A 20117-nucleotide genomic window follows, 5' to 3' on the forward strand; every position below is an offset into this window, starting at 1 on the left:
TGGGTGGGGCATGGTGGACAAGCGCGCAGATGCGCGGTGCGCAGGGAGCCAGCCGGTAGTGCAGGATTCTGGCGGGGCTTCAGCCAGCACGACCATTGCGCCTGCTCCGGATGTTCGGATACCGGCTCAGCCGTGGTCATCGGGCAGCCTGGGCTGCCCATCGGAACAGGGAGCGGTCAACAATTGGCGCGGACAGAAATGACGAAGGCCCCTGCAGGAGCAGGGGCCTTGCGCCGGGAAGGGGAACGCTCAGTAGTAGATCAGGCGGCGCACCTTGGCCACATGCTTGGCCAGTCGGATCACCTGCTTGGTGTAGCCGAACTCATTGTCGTACCAAGCGTAGAGCACAGCGGTCTTGCCATCCGGGCCAACGATGGTGGCATTGCTGTCGAACACGCTGCAGCAGGTGTCGCCGATGATGTCGCTGCTGACCAGCTCGGGGTCGATCTGGTAGTGGATCTGGTTCACCAGATCGCCGTTCAGGGCGGCGTGCCGGATCATCTCGTTCACCTCATCGCGGGTCACGGCGCGCTTCAGGTTCAGGCTCATGATGGCCAGCGAGCCGTTGGGGGTGGGAACGCGCACGGCGTTCGCGGTCAGCTTGTCCTTCAGGCTGGGGATGGCCTTGGTGACCGCGCTGCCCGCTCCGGTGCTGGTGATCACCATGTTGATGGCGGCACTGCGCCCGCGGCGCGGCTTCTTGTGGTAGTTGTCCAGCAGGTTCTGGTCGTTGGTGTAGGCATGAACCGTCTCGATGTGCCCTTTCTCGATGCCCACGCTGTCCTCCATCACCTTCAGTACGGGGCAGATGGCATTGGTGGTGCAGCTGGCGGCGCTGATCAGCTGTTCATTGTCCACATCCAGATCCTTATGGTTGATGCCGTAGACGATATTCGGCATCTCCTTGCCGGGGGCAGTAAGGATGACCTTGTTGACGCCCTTGGCCTTCAGGTGGCGGCCGAGATCGGCCTTCTTGGTGAAGGCCCCCGTGTTGTCGATGATGAGGGCGTTGCTGATGCCATAGGCCGTGTAGTCGACGTCCTCGGGGTTGTTGGCGGCGATGAGCTGCACGCGTTGCCCGTTGATGACCAGGGCCTTGCCGGCGATGTCCTCCACCACGCTGCCCTTGAAGGCTCCATGCACGCTGTCATTGCGCAGCAGGGCGGCGCGCTTCACGATCTCCTCGTCCGTGAGCGTGCGGGTGACGATGGCGCGGAGCCGGAGCTGCTGTCCCTTGCCGGCCTGCTTCACCAGCTCACGAGCGGCGATGCGGCCGATGCGGCCGAACCCGTAGAGCACCACATCGCGGGGCTCGAACTTGTGCTTATCGGCGCCGATGAACCCGCCGAGCGTGGAGTTGAGGAACCGGTCGAGGTCCTTCTTGCCGGCAGCGGTGAACTCCCATGTGAGCTTGCCGATGTCGATCTTGCTCGGGGCCAGGTCCAGCTCGAGCAGCGCCTTGGCCACCTGGCTGGCAGTGAACACGTCAATCGGCTTCTGCACCACGTTCTGCGCGTAGTTGAAGAGGTTCAGGGCCTCGCTGGTGCTGATGTCGAGCAGGTGGTTGCGGAAGAAGACGAGCTCAACGCCCTTGCCGTACATGAGCTGGCCGACGGCGCTCAGCATCTCTACCGCGGCACGCTCCCGTGCCACGAAATCCTTCAGTCCGGCCTCATAGCCGGTCTTCGCTTCGAGGGTTTCCATGGATGTTGATGGTGGTGTAATGAGTGGTCTGGTACGAAGACAAGCGCCCCGCGAAGGCGGGGCGCAAGGGTCATCCGAGGTAGGCCTTCAGCAGCTTGCTGCGGCTGGTGTGCCGCAATCGCCTGATGGCCTTCTCCTTGATCTGGCGCACCCGCTCGCGGGTGAGGTCGAACTTGGCGCCGATCTCCTCCAGGGTGAGGCCGTGGTTGATGCCGATGCCGAAGAAGAGCTTCACCACGTCGCGCTCGCGCTCGGTGAGGGTGCTGAGGGCGCGCTCGATCTCCTTGCTCAGCGACTCGTTGAGCAGAAGGCGATCGGCGGGGGTGCTATCGTTGTTGGGCAGCACATCGAGCAGGCTGTTGCTCTCGCCCTCCACGAAGGGAGCATCCATGCTGATGTGACGGCCGCTCACCTTCATGGTGTCAGCCACCTTCTCGGGGGGCAGGTCGAGGCTGGCGGCGAGCTCATCGGCGCTTGGCGGGCGCTCGAACTCCTGCTCCAGCTTGGCGAAGGCCTTGTTGATCTTGTTCAGCGAGCCCACCTGGTTGAGCGGCAGGCGCACGATGCGGCTCTGTTCGGCCAGCGCCTGAAGGATGCTCTGGCGGATCCACCACACGGCATAGCTGATGAACTTGAAGCCGCGCGTCTCATCGAAGCGCTGTGCCGCCTTGATCAGGCCCAGGTTGCCCTCGTTGATGAGGTCGGGCAGGCTAAGGCCCTGGTTCTGGTACTGCTTGGCCACAGAAACCACGAAGCGGAGGTTGGCCTTCACCAGCTTCTCCAAGGCTTTGTTATCCCCTTCCTTGATGCGCCGCGCGAGCTCCACCTCCTGATCGGCGGTGATCAGGCCTTCCTTGCCGATTTCCTGCAGGTATTTGTCCAGCGACTGGCTTTCCCTGTTGGTGATCGACTTGGTAATCTTGAGTTGACGCATCCTTGATGCCACGGTCGTCTGGGTCTTAGAGGGTTACAGTGCGCAATGCTCGCCCGGATTGACTTGGGGCGAACCAAGGAGCCGGGCTGCGAAGGTAGCAGGCCCCGCCCTCATCGGACAAGGGCCGCGCTCACCTTTTCCGGATGCGGCTGATTGCCTTGGGGTTGGCTCATAGGCCCAGCCCGTAATAGGCCTTCATGCCGTTGGGGTAGACCCCTTCCACCAGCACGCCGCCGCGTTTGCCGTTGAGCGCCTTTTCCACGTCAGCCGGTGCCGCAATCACCGATTGGTCGATGCGGGTGATGATGAAGCCCTCGCGGATGCCGCTGGCCCGGAACTTCCCGCCGTTCACCGCGGTCACCTTCACCCCGCTCTTGAGCTTCAGGGAGCGGAGTTCCTCGTCGGTCGCGGCCCTGAATTCGGCGCCGAGGGCCTCCATGCGATCATTGCGCCCCCTCACCGCAGCGGTGGTGGCGCCCTCTCGTCCGCGAAGGGTCAGCTCCACCACGCTCTCCCGGCCATCGCGCAGGATGGTGACCGGCACCCGGTCGCCGGGCTTGAACTTGCCCACCTGCTCCTGCAGCTGCGGCACGTTGTTCACTGCGATGTTGCCCACCCGCACGATCACATCTCCTTTCTCCAGGCCGGCGTCCTGCGCTGCACCGCCATCCGTCAGACCGTTCACGAACACCCCGCGAGGGCGGTCGAGTTGCAACTCCTGCGCCAGGGCCTGGTCCATGTCGCGGATGCTCACGCCGAGGTAGGCGCGCTGCACGCTGCCGTACTCCACAAGGTCGCTGGTCACCTTCTTCACGATGTTCACCGGGATGGCGAAGGAGTAACCCGTGTAGGATCCGGTGGTGCTGGCGATGGCGCTGTTGATGCCCACCAGCTCGCCCTTGGCGTTCACCAGGGCGCCGCCGCTGTTGCCGGGGTTCACGGCGGCATCCGTCTGGATGAAGCTCTCGATGGGGAAGATGTCGCGCTCGGGGTTGTACTGGAGGATGTTGATGTTCCGGGCCTTGGCGCTCACGATGCCGGCCGTTACTGTGCTGGTGAGGTTCATGGGGTTGCCCACGGCTAGCACCCATTCGCCCACCCGAACCTCATCGCTGTTCCCGTACTCCAATGTGGCCAGGTCGGTGGCCTCCACCTTCAGCACGGCCAGGTCGGTGCTTGGGTCGCGGCCCACGATCCGCGCCTCGAAGTTGCGGCGGTCATTGAGGTGCACCACGATCTTGTCAGCGCCCTCCACCACGTGGTTGTTGGTGATGATGTAGCCATCGGGGCTGATGATCACGCCGGAGCCCGCACCCTGCTGCTGGCGCTGCTGGCTGGGCGCGCGGTAGCCCCAGAAGAAATCGGCGAAGGGGTCGCGCACGTTGACGGTGGTCTGCGTGGTCACGTGCACCACGGCATTCACCGTCCGCTCGGCTGCATCGGTGAAATCCACAGCCACCACCGGCGCGGAGCCGGTCGCGGGCAGTGACACGTACCGGACCGGAGCCGGCTCAGCGGCTGCCTCCGATGGCGCTGCAACCGTCTCCCGCTTGAGGAACCGCTCATTCACGCCCAGCGCCACCATGGCGCCGGCCATACCCACTGCGAAGTAGCCCAGTGCTCGTTTCATTTCGTTCTGCTTGTTGTGGTCATGCGATCAAACGCCATGCCCTGTGATACCAAACAACGTTCTGGCAGGGGGGAGGTGACGCCCTGTCGCGTTAAGAAGTGTTGATCGGAGCGCTGGGAGCGCACCGGCTATCCCGTGCCGCAGGCCCAGGGCATCCTTACGGGATCATGGCCGAGGCGCATGGGGGCAGGCCACTGATCAGGGCAGCCTGTGGCGAGGCAAGGTTCCGCGTGAACAGGTTCAAGCCCTTGTTGGCGGACCAGCCGTACATGAGGCGGCGGTCCCGCTGTTTCCGGGGGGCAGGTACTTTCGCGGCCCGCGCCATTCCACAGCTCCGGCGCTCCACGCATGGCCACCAAGCCCTCCATCCCCAAAGGCACACGCGACTTCGGTCCGCAGGAGATGCTGCGCCGGAAGTACATCTTCAACACCATCGAACGGGTCTTCCAGAAGTACGGCTATCTGCCGCTGGAGACGCCTGCCATGGAGCATCTGGAGACACTCACCGGCAAGTACGGCGAGGAGGGGGATCGGTTGATCTTCAAGGTCCTGAAGCGCGGTGCTGAACTGGAGCGCGCCTTGGAGGACCGTAGCAAGGGCTTCGCGGATGAAGCGCTGCGCTACGACCTCACCGTGCCCTTCGCCCGCTACGTGGTGCAACACCAGAACGACCTGGTCTTCCCCTTCAAGCGCTACCAGATCCAGCCCGTGTGGCGCGCCGACCGTCCGCAGAAGGGCAGGTACCGCGAGTTCTACCAGTGCGATGCGGATGTGATCGGGAGCACGAGTCTGCTGAGCGAGGTGGAACTGGTCCAGCTCTTCGATGATGTCTTCACCCAGCTCGGTCTGAAGGTGGTGGTGAAGATCAACGACCGCAAGGTGCTCAGCGGCATCGCCGAAGTGTGCGGTCAGCCGGAGAAGGTGGTGGACATCGTCACCGCCATCGACAAGCTGGACAAGATCGGGCGCGAGAAGGTGGAGGAGGAGATGCGGGAGAAGGGCGTGAGCGAGTCCGCGATCAAGGGCATTGCGCCGCTGTTCGACCTCACCGGCAGCTGGGACGAACAACGGGCCAAGCTCGAGCAATGGCTGGCCCCTTCCACTGTGGCCCAGCAGGGGTTGAAGGACCTATCGTTCACCTTCGCGGCCGTGGGCCAGTTGAAGAGCGCGGTGCTCGAGTTCGATCCCACCCTCGCCCGCGGCCTCGACTACTACACCGGCGCCATCTTCGAGGTGAAGGCCAACGAAGGCACGCTGCAGAGCAGCATCTGTGGTGGCGGCCGCTACGACGACCTCACGGGCGTGTTCGGCCTGAAGGGCATGAGCGGTGTGGGCATCAGCTTCGGGGCCGACCGCATCTACGACGTGCTGCTGGAGACGAACAAGTTCCCCGCGGAGCTGGGCGGCAGCACGCAGCTGCTCTTCGCCAACTTCGGCGAGGTGGAGGCGATGCACTGTTTGAAGCTTCTGCGTCAGGTGCGTGAGGCCGGCATTTCGGCGGAGCTCTACCCCGATGCCACCAAGCTGCCCAAGCAGTTCACCTACGCCGAGAAGAAGGGCATCCCCTACGTGGCCATCGTGGGCGAAAGCGAGATGCAGCAGGGCGTGGTGACGTTGAAGCGCATGGGTGCCAACGAGAAGGGCACGGCCATGTCCGTTGAGGCCGTGATCGGAATACTGACCACGTAACCCACACTACACCCTGTCCATGGATATCCGGAAGAGAATGGCGGTGGGCCACCAATGGCACGCTCCATTGCTGTTGGTAATCGCCTTGTTGGGCATGGTCGTCCTGCCTTCATGCGCACCCACATCCCCGGATACGCAGGTCGTGCCATCGGAGGAAGGTGCCCCGGGCAGCGTTGATCAGGGGGCGAGCACGCCCGGTGACGTGGACACGGTCAGCGAGCCCGCTCTTGACGAAGAGGCGGGGTCCGAGGACGGGCACGTGGTGGGTGCTCTGGAGACCTTCCGCTACTGGGCAGGCCAGGAACCTGATGCGGACATGAAGGTGCTCAACGGGGAATACTGGGCCTCCGCACACTGGTCCAAGGAGTACACGCTCTATCTCGAGCTGCGCTTCCCGCGGGCCAAGGACTTTGTGATGGGCCGCAACTTCAAGCGGCTGGAGCACTGGCAGGAGTTGAAGGGGGGGGCGGACTGGTTCGATCCACCGAAGCACTACGAGGTGTGGGAGGGAAGCCTGGGCTCGCTCTACTACCTCCACCCGAAGAAGGGGCACATCTACATCTTTGAGCGACAGTTCTGACCCGGACGTCGGAACGAACATTCAGCGGACAGCCATGAGCGGAACGAAGAAGCAACGGACCACGCAACCCCATCCCATCGGCACGGTAGGCCTTGAACTGGCCGAACTGGCGCATATCCTCCAAAGCGGGATCTCCATCAACCTCGCTGATGATGCCGTTGCCGCCATCAAGCGCAGTCACGCCTACCTCAGCGACCGCCTGAAGAAGAGCGATGCGCCGATCTACGGAGTGAACACCGGCTTCGGTTCGCTCTACGACAAGTCCATCGCGAAGAAGGACCTGGCGCAGTTGCAGAAGAACCTGGTGATGAGCCACGCCTGTGGCAGCGGTGAGCCCGTGCCTGCGGAGATCGTGCGGGCCATGCTGGTGCTGAAGGTGCAGAACATGGCTTTTGGGCATAGCGCTGTGGCCCCGACCACCGTGCAGCGCCTGGTGGACATGTACAATGCTGACATGCTGCCCGTGGTATATGAGCGCGGATCACTGGGCGCCAGTGGCGACCTGGCCCCGCTCGCGCACCTGAGCCTGCCCCTGCTGGGCCTGGGCGAAGTGGTGTTGGCTGGCAAGCGCATGACCAGCGCACAGGCCCTGAAGAAGCTCGGGTGGAAGCCGCTGGAGCTGGGTCCGAAGGAAGGGCTCGCGCTCCTCAACGGCACGCAGTTCATGAACGCCTACGCGTCGTTGCTCACCTTGAAGGCCACACGCCTGGCCCAGCTCGCCGACATCATCGGCGCCATCAGCCTGGAGGCCTACGACGGCCGCATCGAGCCCTTCCATCCCGCCGTGCATGCGGTGCGTCCGCATCCCGGACAGGCCGTGGTGGCCGGACATTTCCGAGAGCTGCTCAAGGGCAGCGAGCTCATCAAGCGGAAGAAGGCCCATGTGCAGGACCCGTACTCCTTCCGCTGCATCCCGCAGGTGCATGGGGCCAGCCGCGACGCCATCGCCTACGTGGAGCGCGTGGTGGAGCGCGAGCTGGAGAGCGTCACCGACAACCCCACGGTGTTCGACGATGATGAGCTGATCATCAGTGCGGGTAACTTCCACGGGCAACCGCTGGCCCTGGCGCTGGACTTCCTCGCCATCGCCCTGGCCGAGCTGGGCAGCATCAGCGAGCGCCGCACCTACAAGCTGATCGGTGGTCAGCGTGGGCTGCCGGCCTTCCTGGTGGCCGAGCCGGGCCTCAACAGCGGGCTCATGATCCCGCAGTACACCGCGGCCTCGCTCGTGAGCGCCAACAAGCAGCGTTGCATGCCCAACAGCGTGGACACCATCGACAGCAGCAACGGCCAGGAGGACCATGTGAGCATGGGTGCTGCGGCCGCGATCAAGACCTGGCAGGTGGCTGCTGATGTGGAACGGATCCTCGCGATCGAGCTGTTCACCGCGGCCCAGGCCCTGGAGTTCCGCCGTCCGCAGCGGAGCTCGGCGAAGTTGGAGTCGCTGGTGGCGGCCTTCCGCGAGCAGGTACCCTTCGTGCGCACCGACGTGGTGATGCACGAGCCGATGGAGGCCGCACTGGCCTTCGTGCGCAGCTGTCCGCTGGATTGACCATGGACATCTATCTGGTGCCCGGTCTTGGCGCGGACCATCGCCTGTTCCAGCGGCTGGATCTCGCCCCGCACCCGGTGCATCCGTTGAACTGGCCGGCGATGCCCGAAGGCAGTTCCTTGGCCGACTTTGCGCGCGTGCTGGCCGACCAGGTGGATCGGACGCGTCCACATGCCTTGGCGGGGGTGAGCATGGGCGGCATGGTGGTGCAGGAGATGGCCGCGCTCACCCGACCGGTGCGTACGGTGGTCATCTCGAGCTGGAAGGGCCCGCAGGAGATGCCGCCGCCCATCCGCGTGCTGCGTGGCACGCATGCCGAGCGCATCCTGACCCCGGCATTTATGAAGCGCACCTTGCCGTTGATACGCTGGCAGATGGGCGTGGAGACGGAGGCGGACAAGGCCCTGTTCGATGCCTTCATCGCCGCCACGCCACTGGAGCAGGTGCGGGTGCAGATTGCCGCAGTGCTCGCATGGGAGGGGCCATCACGCCCGGTGGAAGGGCTGGTCCACATTCACGGAAGTGGCGACCGATTGATGCCCATCTGGCATATCCAGCGGCCGCTCCGGGTGGAAGGCGGCGGGCATTTTATGGTGCACAACCGGGCGGAGGACGTGTCGCAGCTGGTGCTCCAGGCCTTGGAGGCGCAGGCAACGCCCTCCGGTAACGGCACGTCCTTATAACAGGTTGGTGGTTGAAAACCAGATGGTTCGGATTGCATCGCGAACGGGGTGCCGGGTACTTTCGTAAACGGTGAATTACCCCCTGAAATGAGCCTGCTGTTTCGTTGGTCCTTCCTGTACCTGGCCCTGCTGGCCGCCATGGAGGTCCATGCGCAGCCCTGTTCGCTAACGGCCAATGCCGGTCCGAACAGCGTCACCATCTGTGAAGGTTCATCCCAACAACTGAACGGTACGGCGAGCAACGGGGATACGCCATACACCTTTTCGTGGAGCCCCGCGGCGGGGTTGAACGACCCCAATGTGGCCAACCCGGTTGCCAGCCCGGGCGCCACCACCACGTACACGCTTACCGTTACGGATGATGATGGCTGCACGGCCACCGACGCCATCACCGTGAACGTGACACCCGCATCGCCGGCGGCCCTCACCAGTGCCGGTCCCGAGCAGGTGACCACCTTCAACAACCTGACCACCTTCAGCATCTGCGATCCATCGGCGACCTGGAACTTCAGCTTCACGGACCAGAGCGCCAACGTGCCGGGCGCGGTGCGCACCATCAACTGGGGCGATGGCTCGCCCATCGAGAACCCCGCACAGGGCTGGAGCCTGAACCACGCTTATGCGCCGGGGCTCTGGACGATGACCTACACCATCGCCTACCCGAACGGATGCACCCGCAGCCAGCAGTACCAGGTCTTCCTCGGCACCAATCCGGGCGGAGGCATCAGCACCGATCCCAACACGAACATCTGCACGGGCGGCACACTGCCGTTCTATATCAATTCGGTCGCAGGCAATTCACCGGGCACCACGTACATCATCAATTTCGGCGATGGCAACAGCGTAACGCTCAGCCACCCGCCACCGCCAGTGGTGAACCATACATACAGCACCAGCACTTGCGGTCTTCCCGGTGGCCAGCTGAACGTGACCTTCACCGCACAGAACCCCTGCGACCAGACGCAGGGGCAAATCGGCCCCATTCGCGTGAGCGAAACGCCGCAAGCCCAGTTCACCGCCAGCGCCGATACCGCCTGCGTGAACAGCACGGTCACGTTCACGGACCAGAGCATCGGCCTGCAAGCGCCGGGCTGCGCTACGGCTCCACGGAACATCTGGTCCGTGACACCGGCAGCGGGCTGGGTCATCGCAAGCGGCACATTGGGCGGCGATAACGGCAATCCGGGGAATCCTGGTCTATGGACGGACGGCAGTTCGAGCCTCGGCATCCAGTTCACGGCGGCAGGCACCTACACGGTTACCGATCGCACGGGGAACAGTTGCGGCACGCATACCCTGTCCCGTACGATCTGCGTGGAGGAGCCGCCTGCGCCATCGTTCACGCTCACCCCGGCCATGGGCTGCGCCCCCCTGCAACCGGTGAATGCCAACACCAGCGCCTTCGGGCAGAATTGCCTGCTGACCCATGCCTGGACCGTGAACGGGGTGGCCTCGCCGTGCGGTGGACCCAACTGGAGCTTTGCCAGCGGGAATGCGCAGAGCCAGCAGCCGCAATTCCTGTTCAGCGAGCCGGGCACCTACACGGTGCAATACCGCGCCATCAACTCCTGCAACGTCCCGCCCGTGCAGCAGGTCATTACGGTGAACGCCCCGCCGCAGGTGAGCCTGAGCCCGTTATCGGGGATCTGCGCAGGCCAATGCGTCACCCCGTCGGCCACCATTCAGGCCTGCGGCGATCCCAACCTCACCTATTCCTGGACCTTTCCCGGCGGCGCTCCGGCCAGTTCGAATTCCGCTGCGCCTGGTTCGGTGTGCTTTGCCAGTGCGGGGAGTCCCACGGTATCGCTTACGGTGGGCAACGCTTGCGGCACCGCCACCGCGAACGCCAATCTTGCCGTGGGCTCGGCACCGCCGCAACCGGTGGTGGCCAGCAACAGCCCCATCTGCGCCGGGCAGACGCTTTCGCTCTCCGCTGCGCCGATACCCGGCGCTTCGTTCCAATGGACCAATCCTCAGGGCACGGTGATCAGCACCCAACCGTCGGTGACGATCAGCAACGTTTCCGCTGCGAATGCCGGCATCTACTCCGTGGTGGCCATCAGCGGGGGCTGCGCCGGGCAGCCCGCCACCGTTGATGTGCAGGTGATTGCGGCGCCGGTGGTGACGGTGACTCCGCCCAGTGCCGCCATCTGCAATGGGCAGAGCGCCACGCTCACGGCCAACGGCGCCAGCAACTACCAATGGTTCATCGGCGCCACCCTCATCGGTACGGGGCCAACCATCACCACCAGTCCGGCGCTGACCACCACCTACACCGTCTCCGGGGACCTGGGCGGATGTCCGGGCAGCGCTACCGTGAACGTGACCGTTTATCCCTTGCCAATCGTAAATGCCGGCGCTGACCAGGCGGTCTGCGACCAAGCCATCCCGGTGAGCCTCGCCGGCGCTCCAGGGCCGGGAACATGGACCGGACCGGGCGTCACCGGGGCCGGGGTCTTCACCCCCACGCCCGGGCAGCTGGGAACCGTAACGCTCACCTATTCGCACACCAACGCGAATGGCTGCACCAACACCGATCAGGTGGATATCACGGTGGGCCCCGTGCCCCAGTTCGCCGATGCCGGCCCGGATACCGTGCTCTGCCAAGGCTCTACGCCGGTGCAGTTGGGTGGATGGGGCCCGGCGGGCGGCAGTTGGGTGGGGGCGGCCCCAGGGGGCTGGTTCACACCCGGCACCGCGGGCAACTTCACCGTCACCTACAACTATGGCAGCGGCACCTGCGCAACGAGCGACCAGTTGACGGTGAGCGTTGTGCCTGCCACGGTGCTCAATGTGATGCCCGCGTTCAGCCAATGCGCCGATGATGCTCCCGTGGCCTTGGTGGGTACCCCTGTTGGCGGAACCTGGGCCGGAGCGGGAGTCAGCGGACCGCCATGGACCTTCGATCCAGGCGCAGCGGGTACGGGAGCGCATACGCTCACCTACGCCTTCAGCAACGCCAATGGCTGCCTGAGCTCGGCCACTGTGTCCGCTGCGGTGAATGCACTACCGGTGGTGGATGCGGGGCCCGATGCCGTGCTCTGCGACCAGCCGATTCCATACGCACTGGTCGGTAGCCCTGCCGGCGGAACATGGTCGGGTACCACGGTGAATGTGACGCCGGCGGGCGTGGTGACTCCCGGGGGCGTGGCGACGGATGTGCTCACCTACACCTTCACCGATGGCAATGGTTGCACCGGCAGCGATCAGCTCACGGTGGACATCCAGCCCATCACCACCCCCGCATTCGCGGGGAATGATACCGCGGTATGCGCAGGCTCAGGCGCTCTGCAGCTGGTGGGCACCCCGGCAGGCGGCACATGGGCGGGCACGCAGGTGACAACTGGCGGTTCGCTCAGCACGGATGTTCCGGGCACCTACACGCTCACCTATTCCTTCGGCACGGCCACATGCCTGCTGCAGGACCAGGTGACCGTGGTGGTGAATGCGCTGCCAGCTGTGAATGCCGGAGGCGATATCAGCGTATGCCTCGATGGGGGCATGCAGCAGCTCACGGCTGATCCGCCCGGGGGGGTATGGGCCGGCACAGGCGTGGATGCCAACGGGAGCTTCGACCCGCTCCTCGCACTGCCCGGAGGCAATCCCGTCACCTATCAGTACACCGACCCTGCTACCGGCTGCTCAAGCAGCGACGATGCCACCGTCACCGTGCAGCCGTTGCCGGTGGCGGGCTTCACGCACGATCCGGTGGCCTGCGCCAACGTGCCCTTCCTGTTCACCAACGTCAGCGCCGGCTTCACCGCATCGGAGTGGACCTTCGGTGATGGCGGTGCTTCGAATTCAACCTCGCCGAGCCATGCCTTCGGCGCCACTGGCGACTACGATGTGACGCTGGTGGTGAGCACCGGCGCTGGCTGCACGGATACCATCACCAGCACGGTGACCGTATGGGATGTGCCGGTGGCCGATCCGCAGCTGAGCACCGTGAGCGGCTGCGGCCCTTTGACGGTCGATTTCGACAACCTGTCGGTGGGAGATGGTCTGCTCTATGCCTGGGACTTCGGAGGGCTGGGGGCTAGCGGACAGCAGTGGCCGCCGCCCTTCACCTTCCCGATGGATCCGGAGGATGCCGTGGTCTATCCGGTGACGCTCACCGCCACCAATGCCTGCGGATCGGATGCCGCCACCGTGGACGTGACCGTGCTGCCCGCGCCTACGGCCGTCTTCGGGCCTAACGTGGATGAGCACTGCGCTTTCGCTCAGGTGCCCTTCGCCAACGTGAGCTATGGCTTGCCCGATGCGTTCAGCTGGGATTTCGGTGACGGCGCCACCAGTGCATCGGGTTCGCCCATCGTGACGCACACCTATGCCGCCGATACGGTCGGTACGCCCTACACCATCACCCTCGTCGCTTCCAACGCCTGCGGATCGGATACAGCCACCTACACCATCACCGTGCTGCCCAATGAGGTCACGGCCTTCTTCAATGCCGATCCCGTGCAAGGCTGCGCGCCGCTGACCGTCGAGCTGACCCACTACACATTGGGGGACACCGCGCTCTATTGGGACCTCGGCGATGGCAACACCAGCCTGCTGGCCGATCCGGTGCACACCTATACCGTTCCCGGTACGTATACCATCGAGCTATCCGCGTTCGGCTGCGGATTCGACCAGTACAGCCAGCAGGTGACCGTGCTGCCCGCGCCGGAGCCCTCGTTCACCATCAGCCCGCAAGGCGTTTGCGTGGGCGGCGAGCTCACCTTCACCAACACCACCCCAGGCGTGAGCGGAGCGCAATGGACCTTCGGTGATGGCGGTACCAGCACGCTCGCCTCGCCTGCGCACAGCTATGCCGGCAGCGGCTCCTATCCGGTCACGCTAACGGTGACGAGCGCCGTGAACGGCTGCACCGCTTCCGTCACGCAGAATGCCTTGGTGAGCATCACCCCGGTGGCGGCCTTCACCCCGACGCCAGGTGACGGGTGCATCGATCTGGATGTGGCCTTCGCCAACGCTTCAACCGGAGCGGGCTTCTACCAATGGGATTTCGGTGACGGGAACAGTTCGGCTCTCGCCGAGCCTTTCCATACCTATACGGCCCCCGGCGCCTATACGGTCACGCTCATCGCAGAGAATGTGAACGGCTGCTCCGACACGCTCTCCGCGCAAATCGTGGCGCATCCGCTGCCGGTCGCCGCCTTCAGCCTCTCGGCTTCGCAGAGCTGCACTTCGCCGGTCACCGTGCAGACGCTGAATGCCTCGCAGGGCGCCATCGGGTATCAATGGGACCTGGGCAACGGCCAGTCCTCCCTGCTGAATCAGCCGACCGTCACCTTTGATGCACCCGGCACCTACACCGTCACCTTGACCGCCGAGAACCAGTTCGGCTGCACCGATGAGCATCAGGAGACCTTCACGGTGCATCCCACGCCGGAAGCCTCCTTCACTGCGCTTCCGCAGCCGGCCTGTGCGGGTCGGCCGATCGCATTCACCAATACCTCCATCAACGCCTATGCATACCGCTGGCGCTTCGGCGACGGCACGGGTGCGGTGGCCGATGCGCCGCTGCACAGCTATGCGCAACCGGGCACCTATTCCATCACGCTCATCGCAACCGGGGCGGGCGGGTGCACCGATACGCTGGTGGCGCCGGCTGCCATTGTGGTTAATCCCACCCCCATGGCCGACTTCACTTCCGACACGCTGGTGAGCGTGCGCAACGCCCTCCAGTTCAGCAACCTCAGCCAGGGCGCTGTCCAGTATGCCTGGGACTTCGGTGATGGCGAGTCATCGTCGGAGACGCACCCCCTCCATCTCTTTCCTGCCGACGGCGGCGGCTATACCGTATGCCTGGTGTCGGTCAACCAGTTCGCCTGCCCCGATACCATCTGCAAGTTCCAACTCGTGGGCAGCGACCCGGTGGTCTTCGTCCCCAATACCTTCACGCCCAACGGCGACGACCGCAACGAGACCTTCCGGCCCATCATCAACGGATACGAGGGCTGGCGCTACAAACTGATGATCTTCGACCGCTGGGGATTGGAGGTCTGGACCACCGAGGACCGGAATACGGGCTGGGACGGCACGGTCGGTGGCCGACCGCCGGTCGTTGACGTCTACGTGTGGAAGGTGCTGGTGGAACGCGATGGCGATGCCCGCGATTTCATCGGTCACGTCACGTTGCTCGATTGAGCTCAGAGCGCCTTTCCGCAGTGCGGGCAGAAGCGCGCATCCGCGAGCTTCACGTCCTTGCCGCAGCTTGCGCAGTGGCGCTGCTTCAACCGCTCCGTCTGCCGGGCGATCTCCACGCTGACGATGCCGGTGGGGATGGCGATGATCGCATAGCCTAGGATCATGATGCCGGCGGCGATGGCTTGGCCTAACGGGGTAACCGGCGCGATGTCACCGTAGCCGACCGTGGTGAGGGTGACGATTGCCCAGTAGATGCTCCGGGGCACGCTGGTGAAACCGGCATCGTGCGGCTCCACCAGGTACATGATGGCCCCGAACACGGTGACCATCGCCAGCACCGCCAGCATGAAGACGATGATGCGGTGGCGGCTCGCGTAGAGCGCCACGAGCAGCAGCCTCGCCTCGGCCACGTACTCCAGCATGCGCAGGACCCTGAAGATGCGGGTGAGGCGAAGCGCGCGCACCACGGCCAAGGCCTGCGATCCCGGCACGAGCAGGCTCAGGTAGGTGGGGACGATGGCAAGCAGGTCCACCAGGCCATAGAAGCTGACGGCGTAGGCCAACCGCCGCTCGCTGATCCAGAGGCGGATCAGGTATTCCACCGTGAACAGCCCGGTGATGGTGAACTCGGCGATCCGAAGCGCCAGCCCGTGCCGTTCGCGCACCTCGGAAACGCTCTCCAGGAAGACCAGTGCCACGCTGATCAGGATCAGCGCGAGCAGCACCAGATCGAAGAGCCGTCCGCTGGGCGTGCTCGCACCGAACACGATGACGCGCAATTGCTGCTTGAGCTTCCCGGTGGCGATGGGCATAGGGCAAAGATGCGCCCCGGACGTTTCCATGGCAGCGGAATCCGTGAGGGCTTGGCGTGCGGAGCAGGCCCGTGGTGCGCAACTTCGCGCCATGACTTACCACGAGGTGCCCGAATCGGCATATGCCGCCTTGATGGCCGTGCTCGGCCCCGAGGGGCTTTCACGCGAGGAGGATGCACGATTGGCCTATGGGCATGACGAGACCGAGGACCTGAGCTACCCGCCTGCGGTGGTGGCGCGGCCATTGACCACCGCCCAGGTGGCCGAAACGGTGCGGATCTGCGCCCGGCATGCGCTGCCCGTCACCCCGATCGGCGGCCGCACCGGCCTCAGTGGCGGGGCGCTCTCCGTGCATGGCGGCGTAGGCCTTGCGGTTGACCGCATGAATGCCATCGAGGCCATCGATGAGCGGAATCTGCAGGTGGTGGTGCAGCCCGGGGTGATCACCCAGGTGCTGCAGGATGCCGTGGCTGCCGCAGGGCTGTATTACCCGCCCGACCCCAGCAGCCGGGGCAGCTGCACCATCGGCGGGAATATCGCGGAGAACGCCGGCGGCCCGAGGGCGGTGAAATACGGCGTCACCCGCGATTTCGTGCTCAACCTGGAAGTGGTGCTCCCGGGCGGCGAGGTCATCTGGACCGGGGCGAACACGCTGAAGAACGCTACGGGATACGATCTCACCCGGCTCGTCGTAGGCAGCGAGGGCACCCTCGGCATCATCACCAAGGCCGTGCTCAAGCTGGTTCCGCTGCCCAAGGAAACGCGGCTGATGCTGGTCCCATTCGCCAGTGCCGAGCGGGCGTGCGAGGCAGTGAGCGCGACCTTCAGGGCCGGCGTCACTCCCAGTGCCATGGAATTCATGGAGCGCGACGCCATCGCCTGGACGCTTCGCTACACAGAGGGCCTGCCGGCGCAGGTGACCGCCGATCCAGGGGCCTATCTGCTGATCGAGGTGGACGGCGACCATGCCGATGCCGTGATGCGGGATTGCGAGACCGTGCTCGGCGTGATGGAAGGGCATGGGGCCGGGGAGGTGCTCTTCGCGGAGACCAGCGCTGAGAAGGATGCCCTGTGGCGCATGCGACGGAGCGTGCCGGTGAGCGTGAAGGCCCACAGCGTGTACAAGGAGGAGGATACCGTGGTTCCGCGCTTCGCGCTTCCCCGGCTGCTGGCCGGGGTGAAGGAGATCGGCCGCCGGCATGGATTCACCAGTGTGTGCTACGGACATGCCGGGGATGGGAACCTGCACGTGAACATCATCAAGGGCGACCTCCCCGATGCGTTCTGGGAGCAGGAGCTGCCGAAGGCCATCCGCGAGATCTTCGAGCTCACCGTATCCCTGGGAGGCACCCTGAGCGGCGAGCATGGCATCGGCCTGGTGCAGCGGCCCTATATGGACATCGCCTTCAGCGATGTGCAGATCGCGCTCATGCGCGGCATCAAGGCCGCCTTCGATCCCCAGGGAATCATGAATCCCGGCAAGGTGCTGCCTTAGCGCGGACCGACCAACTCGGCGATCACGGCATTCAGGTCGGGCAGCAGCAGCACGCCGCGTGGGGCCTCCTTCTGCGGGATGTGGCGCACGGTGAGCCCGGCGGCAACAAAGCTCACCCGGTCCTCTGGCATCGCCTCGCGGAGCTGGGCCAGGTAGGCCTTGGCATCCTCCGGCGCAGGGCGGACCACGAGCAAGGTGATGAACCGGATCGCGCTTCCGTAGAGGGTTACCACCTGCCGGAGGTCGCTCTGCGGCACGCTCTGGCCCAAGTAGATGGTCCGTTGGCCATTCGCACGGAGCAGGTAGTTCAGGTACAGCAGCCCCAGTTCATGGATCTCGTCCTCTGGAAGATAGAGCACATTGAGGGCTCCTGTGCCCGAAGCCGGCTGCAGCCGCGCGGTATTCACGATGAGGCGCTGCCGCATCAGGTTGCTCACGAAGTGCTCCTGCGCAGGGCAAATGGCACTGCTCTGCCAGAGGATGCCGATGCGCTCCATGAGCTTCACCAGCACATCCTCTACCAGTGAGCGGAAGCCATTCTGCTGCTCGTGCTCATCGCAGGTGCGCTCGAAGACCGTCTCATCGAATCCGAGCATGGCCACTACGAGCGTATTGAGGATTCCTTCCGGCGTGGGCTCACCTTGGGCCGTTTCCCGCACCATGCGCTCCCGCTCTTCAGGGCTCATAGCCGCGATGCGGGAGATCTTGTGACCGTGCTGGTTGAGGAAGGCGACGTTCAGGATGGTCTTCAGCTCATCCAGGTCATAGGTCCTGATGTTCGTGTCCGTACGGTCCGGTTTCAACAGGCCATAGCGGCGCTCCCAGACCCGGATGGTGTGGGCCTTCACGCCGGTGAATTGCTCAAGGTCGCGGATGTGGAACCGCATCAGATAAGGACCCATGGGAGTGCGTCGAAAGTAGCCGGTTGCGTTACAATTCCGTGACTAAACAGCGAGGGGCGGTGATGGTTCGCAGAAATAGGAAGGGGCCCCCTCCAAACCATCGGGGGCCCCTTCGCGACAGACGTCGCCACGAGGAATCAGCGGGCGATCATCAGCGGGATGCTGCGCACGAGGTTCTCACCGCGGAGCGCCACCGTGTAGGTGCCGTTGGCCAGACCGCTGGTCTCGATGGCGAGCTGGGTGGAGCCTTGGGCGAATTGGCGGGTACCGAGGGACTGCACCGTGCGGCCGGCGGCATCCAGGATGCTCACCTCGGCCACGGTGCCCTCCATCGCCACGGCATTCAGCAGGGCGCCGTCGTTTGCAGGATTCGGCCACACGCTCAGTTCGCTGACCGAGCCATTCAGCTCGCTGACGCTGGTGACGACGGGCAGTTGCAGCAGATCACCACCCAGGGGCGAAGCCACCCAGAGCCCGAAGGCAGGACCGTTGCTGTTGTTGGCAGGAGCGAGGAATCCGCTCGCCAGCACGGTGAGAGCAGCGCCTTCAAGGTTCAGCGTCTGCAGCGGAGCCGAGTAGGTGGCCACGGTGGTGGCGCCATCTGCGGTGCGGATCTGCACAGTGAAGTCGAGCGTCGGGAGCTCCAGGTAGCCATTGAATTCAGCATAGGCGAGATCGTCCACGATCGTGGTGTTCACCACAGCGCTCTCGAACACATCCACGGTGGGGGCATCGGTGGCGCCATGGAACACCAGCACATCGGTTCCAGGGCCCTGTGCAGCTTCCCGGGCGCCAGCGAACACATGGAGGTCGAAGGGCACGGCCGGATCGTATCCGCTTGGGCTCACGATACCGTTGGCCACGAGCACATAGGTCTCCCCATCGGCCAGGTTGTAGGTGAAGGTGAGGCCTGGGATGATGTCCTGCGGCCCGGTGCTGTTGCCCGGAGCGATGCCGATCTCCAGGTCAACGCCGGCGGGCAGGTCGATGAAGGGGGTGGCGGTGCGGAAGGCGAAGTCGTTGATGGCCGGCTCAGCACCGCCATTGATGTACACGTCCACCACGGCAGCGGCGGCATCGGCGCAGTTGTGGATCACCTGCACACGGGCGGTGGGGTCGGCACCGGCGAGGGGCAGTTCAACGAGGGGGCCGCCGCTGGGCAGGGCCACCCATACGCCGAAGGCGGGTCCGTTGCTGTTGTTGGCGGGGTTGAGGAAACCGCTGGCCACGGCCACGAGCGCGGCATCGGCGAGGCCGAGGGTGGCCAGGGGGGCGTCATAGGCCACCACGGGCGTGCCGTCGGGCAATTGGATCTCCAGGGTCAGGTCCACGGCGGGCACTTCCAGGTAGTCGGCGGTGAACTCGCCGAAGCTGAAGGGAGGCACCACCACGGCGCCGCCGAGCACGGCGGTCTCGGCCACCTGCACGGTGGGGGCATCGGTGCTGCCGTGGATCACCAGGATGTCGGTGTTGCCGGCGACAGCGGCGGCCTCGCGGCCGGGGGCGAAGACGTCAAGGCCGAAGGCCGGGGCCGGATTGTATCCGCTTGGGCTCACGATACCGTTGGCCACGAGCACATAGGTCTCCCCATCGGCCAGGTTGTAGGTGAAGGTGAGGCCTGGGATGATGTCCTGCGGCCCGGTGCTGTTGCCCGGAGCGATGCCGATCTCCAGGTCAACGCCGGCGGGCAGGTCGATGAAGGGGGTGGCGGTGCGGAAGGCGAAGTCGTTGATGGCCGGCACTGCACCGCCGTTCACGTACACATCCACCACACCAGCAGCGGCGTCAGCGGAATTATGGATGACCTGCACACGCGCAGTCTGGGCAGCAGCGGTCAGGCAGAGGGCCGCTGCCATTCCGGTAGCGGCTGATCGAAGAGTAGGGCTTGGGAACATGGGTGTTGTGTTTTTAGTGACAACACCTCCTGAACACATCCCATCAGCCTTTGTTCATCGACCAGGCTTAAATGTTGGACATTTTAAC

Annotated in this window: 12 protein-coding genes; 6 read left to right on the forward strand and 6 right to left on the reverse strand. The window is 64.7% G+C overall.

Features of this window, described 5'->3' with window-relative positions; translation table 11 throughout:
• Positions 1-249: 249 nt before the first annotated feature.
• The 3 genes from QY325_03255 to QY325_03265 form a co-directional block, all read right to left on the reverse strand.
• On the reverse strand, positions 250-1704 hold the full coding sequence (locus tag QY325_03255; GenBank protein ID WKZ66949.1) for a glyceraldehyde-3-phosphate dehydrogenase: 1455 nt from the start codon (positions 1702-1704) through the stop codon (positions 250-252).
• Between the two features lie 70 nt (positions 1705-1774).
• Positions 1775-2638 (reverse strand): RNA polymerase sigma factor RpoD/SigA, encoded by an 864-nt coding sequence (locus QY325_03260; GenBank protein ID WKZ66950.1) that lies wholly within the window; start codon positions 2636-2638, stop codon positions 1775-1777.
• A 169-nt stretch (positions 2639-2807) separates the two neighbouring features.
• Positions 2808-4268, reverse strand: a complete 1461-nt coding sequence (locus QY325_03265; GenBank protein WKZ66951.1) for a Do family serine endopeptidase — start codon at positions 4266-4268, stop codon at positions 2808-2810.
• 348 nt (positions 4269-4616) lie between these two features.
• On the opposite strand from QY325_03265, the gene hisS reads away from it, so the two are divergent.
• The 5 genes from hisS (at position 4617) to QY325_03290 (ending at position 14925) form a co-directional block, all read left to right on the forward strand.
• A complete protein-coding gene (hisS, locus tag QY325_03270; protein ID WKZ66952.1) occupies positions 4617-5957 on the forward strand; it encodes a histidine--tRNA ligase in 1341 nt (446 codons plus the stop codon).
• 19 nt (positions 5958-5976) lie between these two features.
• On the forward strand, positions 5977-6537 hold the full coding sequence (locus tag QY325_03275) for a hypothetical protein (GenBank protein WKZ66953.1): 561 nt from the start codon (positions 5977-5979) through the stop codon (positions 6535-6537).
• Positions 6538-6571: 34 nt separating this feature from the next.
• Positions 6572-8089 (forward strand): histidine ammonia-lyase, encoded by a 1518-nt coding sequence (gene hutH, locus QY325_03280; GenBank protein WKZ66954.1) that lies wholly within the window; start codon positions 6572-6574, stop codon positions 8087-8089.
• Positions 8090-8091: 2 nt separating this feature from the next.
• Positions 8092-8772 carry an alpha/beta hydrolase gene (locus QY325_03285; GenBank protein WKZ66955.1) on the forward strand — a complete coding sequence of 227 codons (681 nt, stop codon included), beginning with the start codon at positions 8092-8094 and terminating at the stop codon, positions 8770-8772.
• A gap of 87 nt (positions 8773-8859) precedes the next feature.
• Entirely contained in the window at positions 8860-14925 is a 6066-nt protein-coding gene (locus QY325_03290; protein WKZ66956.1) for a PKD domain-containing protein, read from the forward strand.
• A 2-nt stretch (positions 14926-14927) separates the two neighbouring features.
• Here the strand turns inward: QY325_03290 and QY325_03295 are convergent, their stop codons facing one another.
• The gene (locus QY325_03295) at positions 14928-15737 is read right to left on the reverse strand and encodes an ion transporter (protein ID WKZ66957.1); all 810 of its coding nucleotides are present in this window, start codon (positions 15735-15737) and stop codon (positions 14928-14930) included.
• 91 nt (positions 15738-15828) lie between these two features.
• Between QY325_03295 and QY325_03300 the strand changes: the two genes are divergently transcribed.
• On the forward strand, positions 15829-17232 hold the full coding sequence (locus QY325_03300) for an FAD-linked oxidase C-terminal domain-containing protein (protein WKZ66958.1): 1404 nt from the start codon (positions 15829-15831) through the stop codon (positions 17230-17232).
• Here QY325_03300 and QY325_03305 read toward each other — a convergent pair.
• On the reverse strand, positions 17229-18134 hold the full coding sequence (locus tag QY325_03305; protein WKZ66959.1) for a MerR family transcriptional regulator: 906 nt from the start codon (positions 18132-18134) through the stop codon (positions 17229-17231). The genes QY325_03300 and QY325_03305 overlap by 4 nt on opposite strands.
• Positions 18135-18271: 137 nt before the next feature.
• A complete protein-coding gene (locus tag QY325_03310; protein ID WKZ66960.1) occupies positions 18272-19990 on the reverse strand; it encodes a DUF4397 domain-containing protein in 1719 nt (572 codons plus the stop codon).
• Positions 19991-20117: the final 127 nt, after the last annotated feature.

This window comes from Flavobacteriales bacterium (genome assembly GCA_030584065.1).
In the GTDB taxonomy this organism is placed as follows: Bacteria; Bacteroidota; Bacteroidia; order Flavobacteriales_F; family PHOS-HE28; genus PHOS-HE28.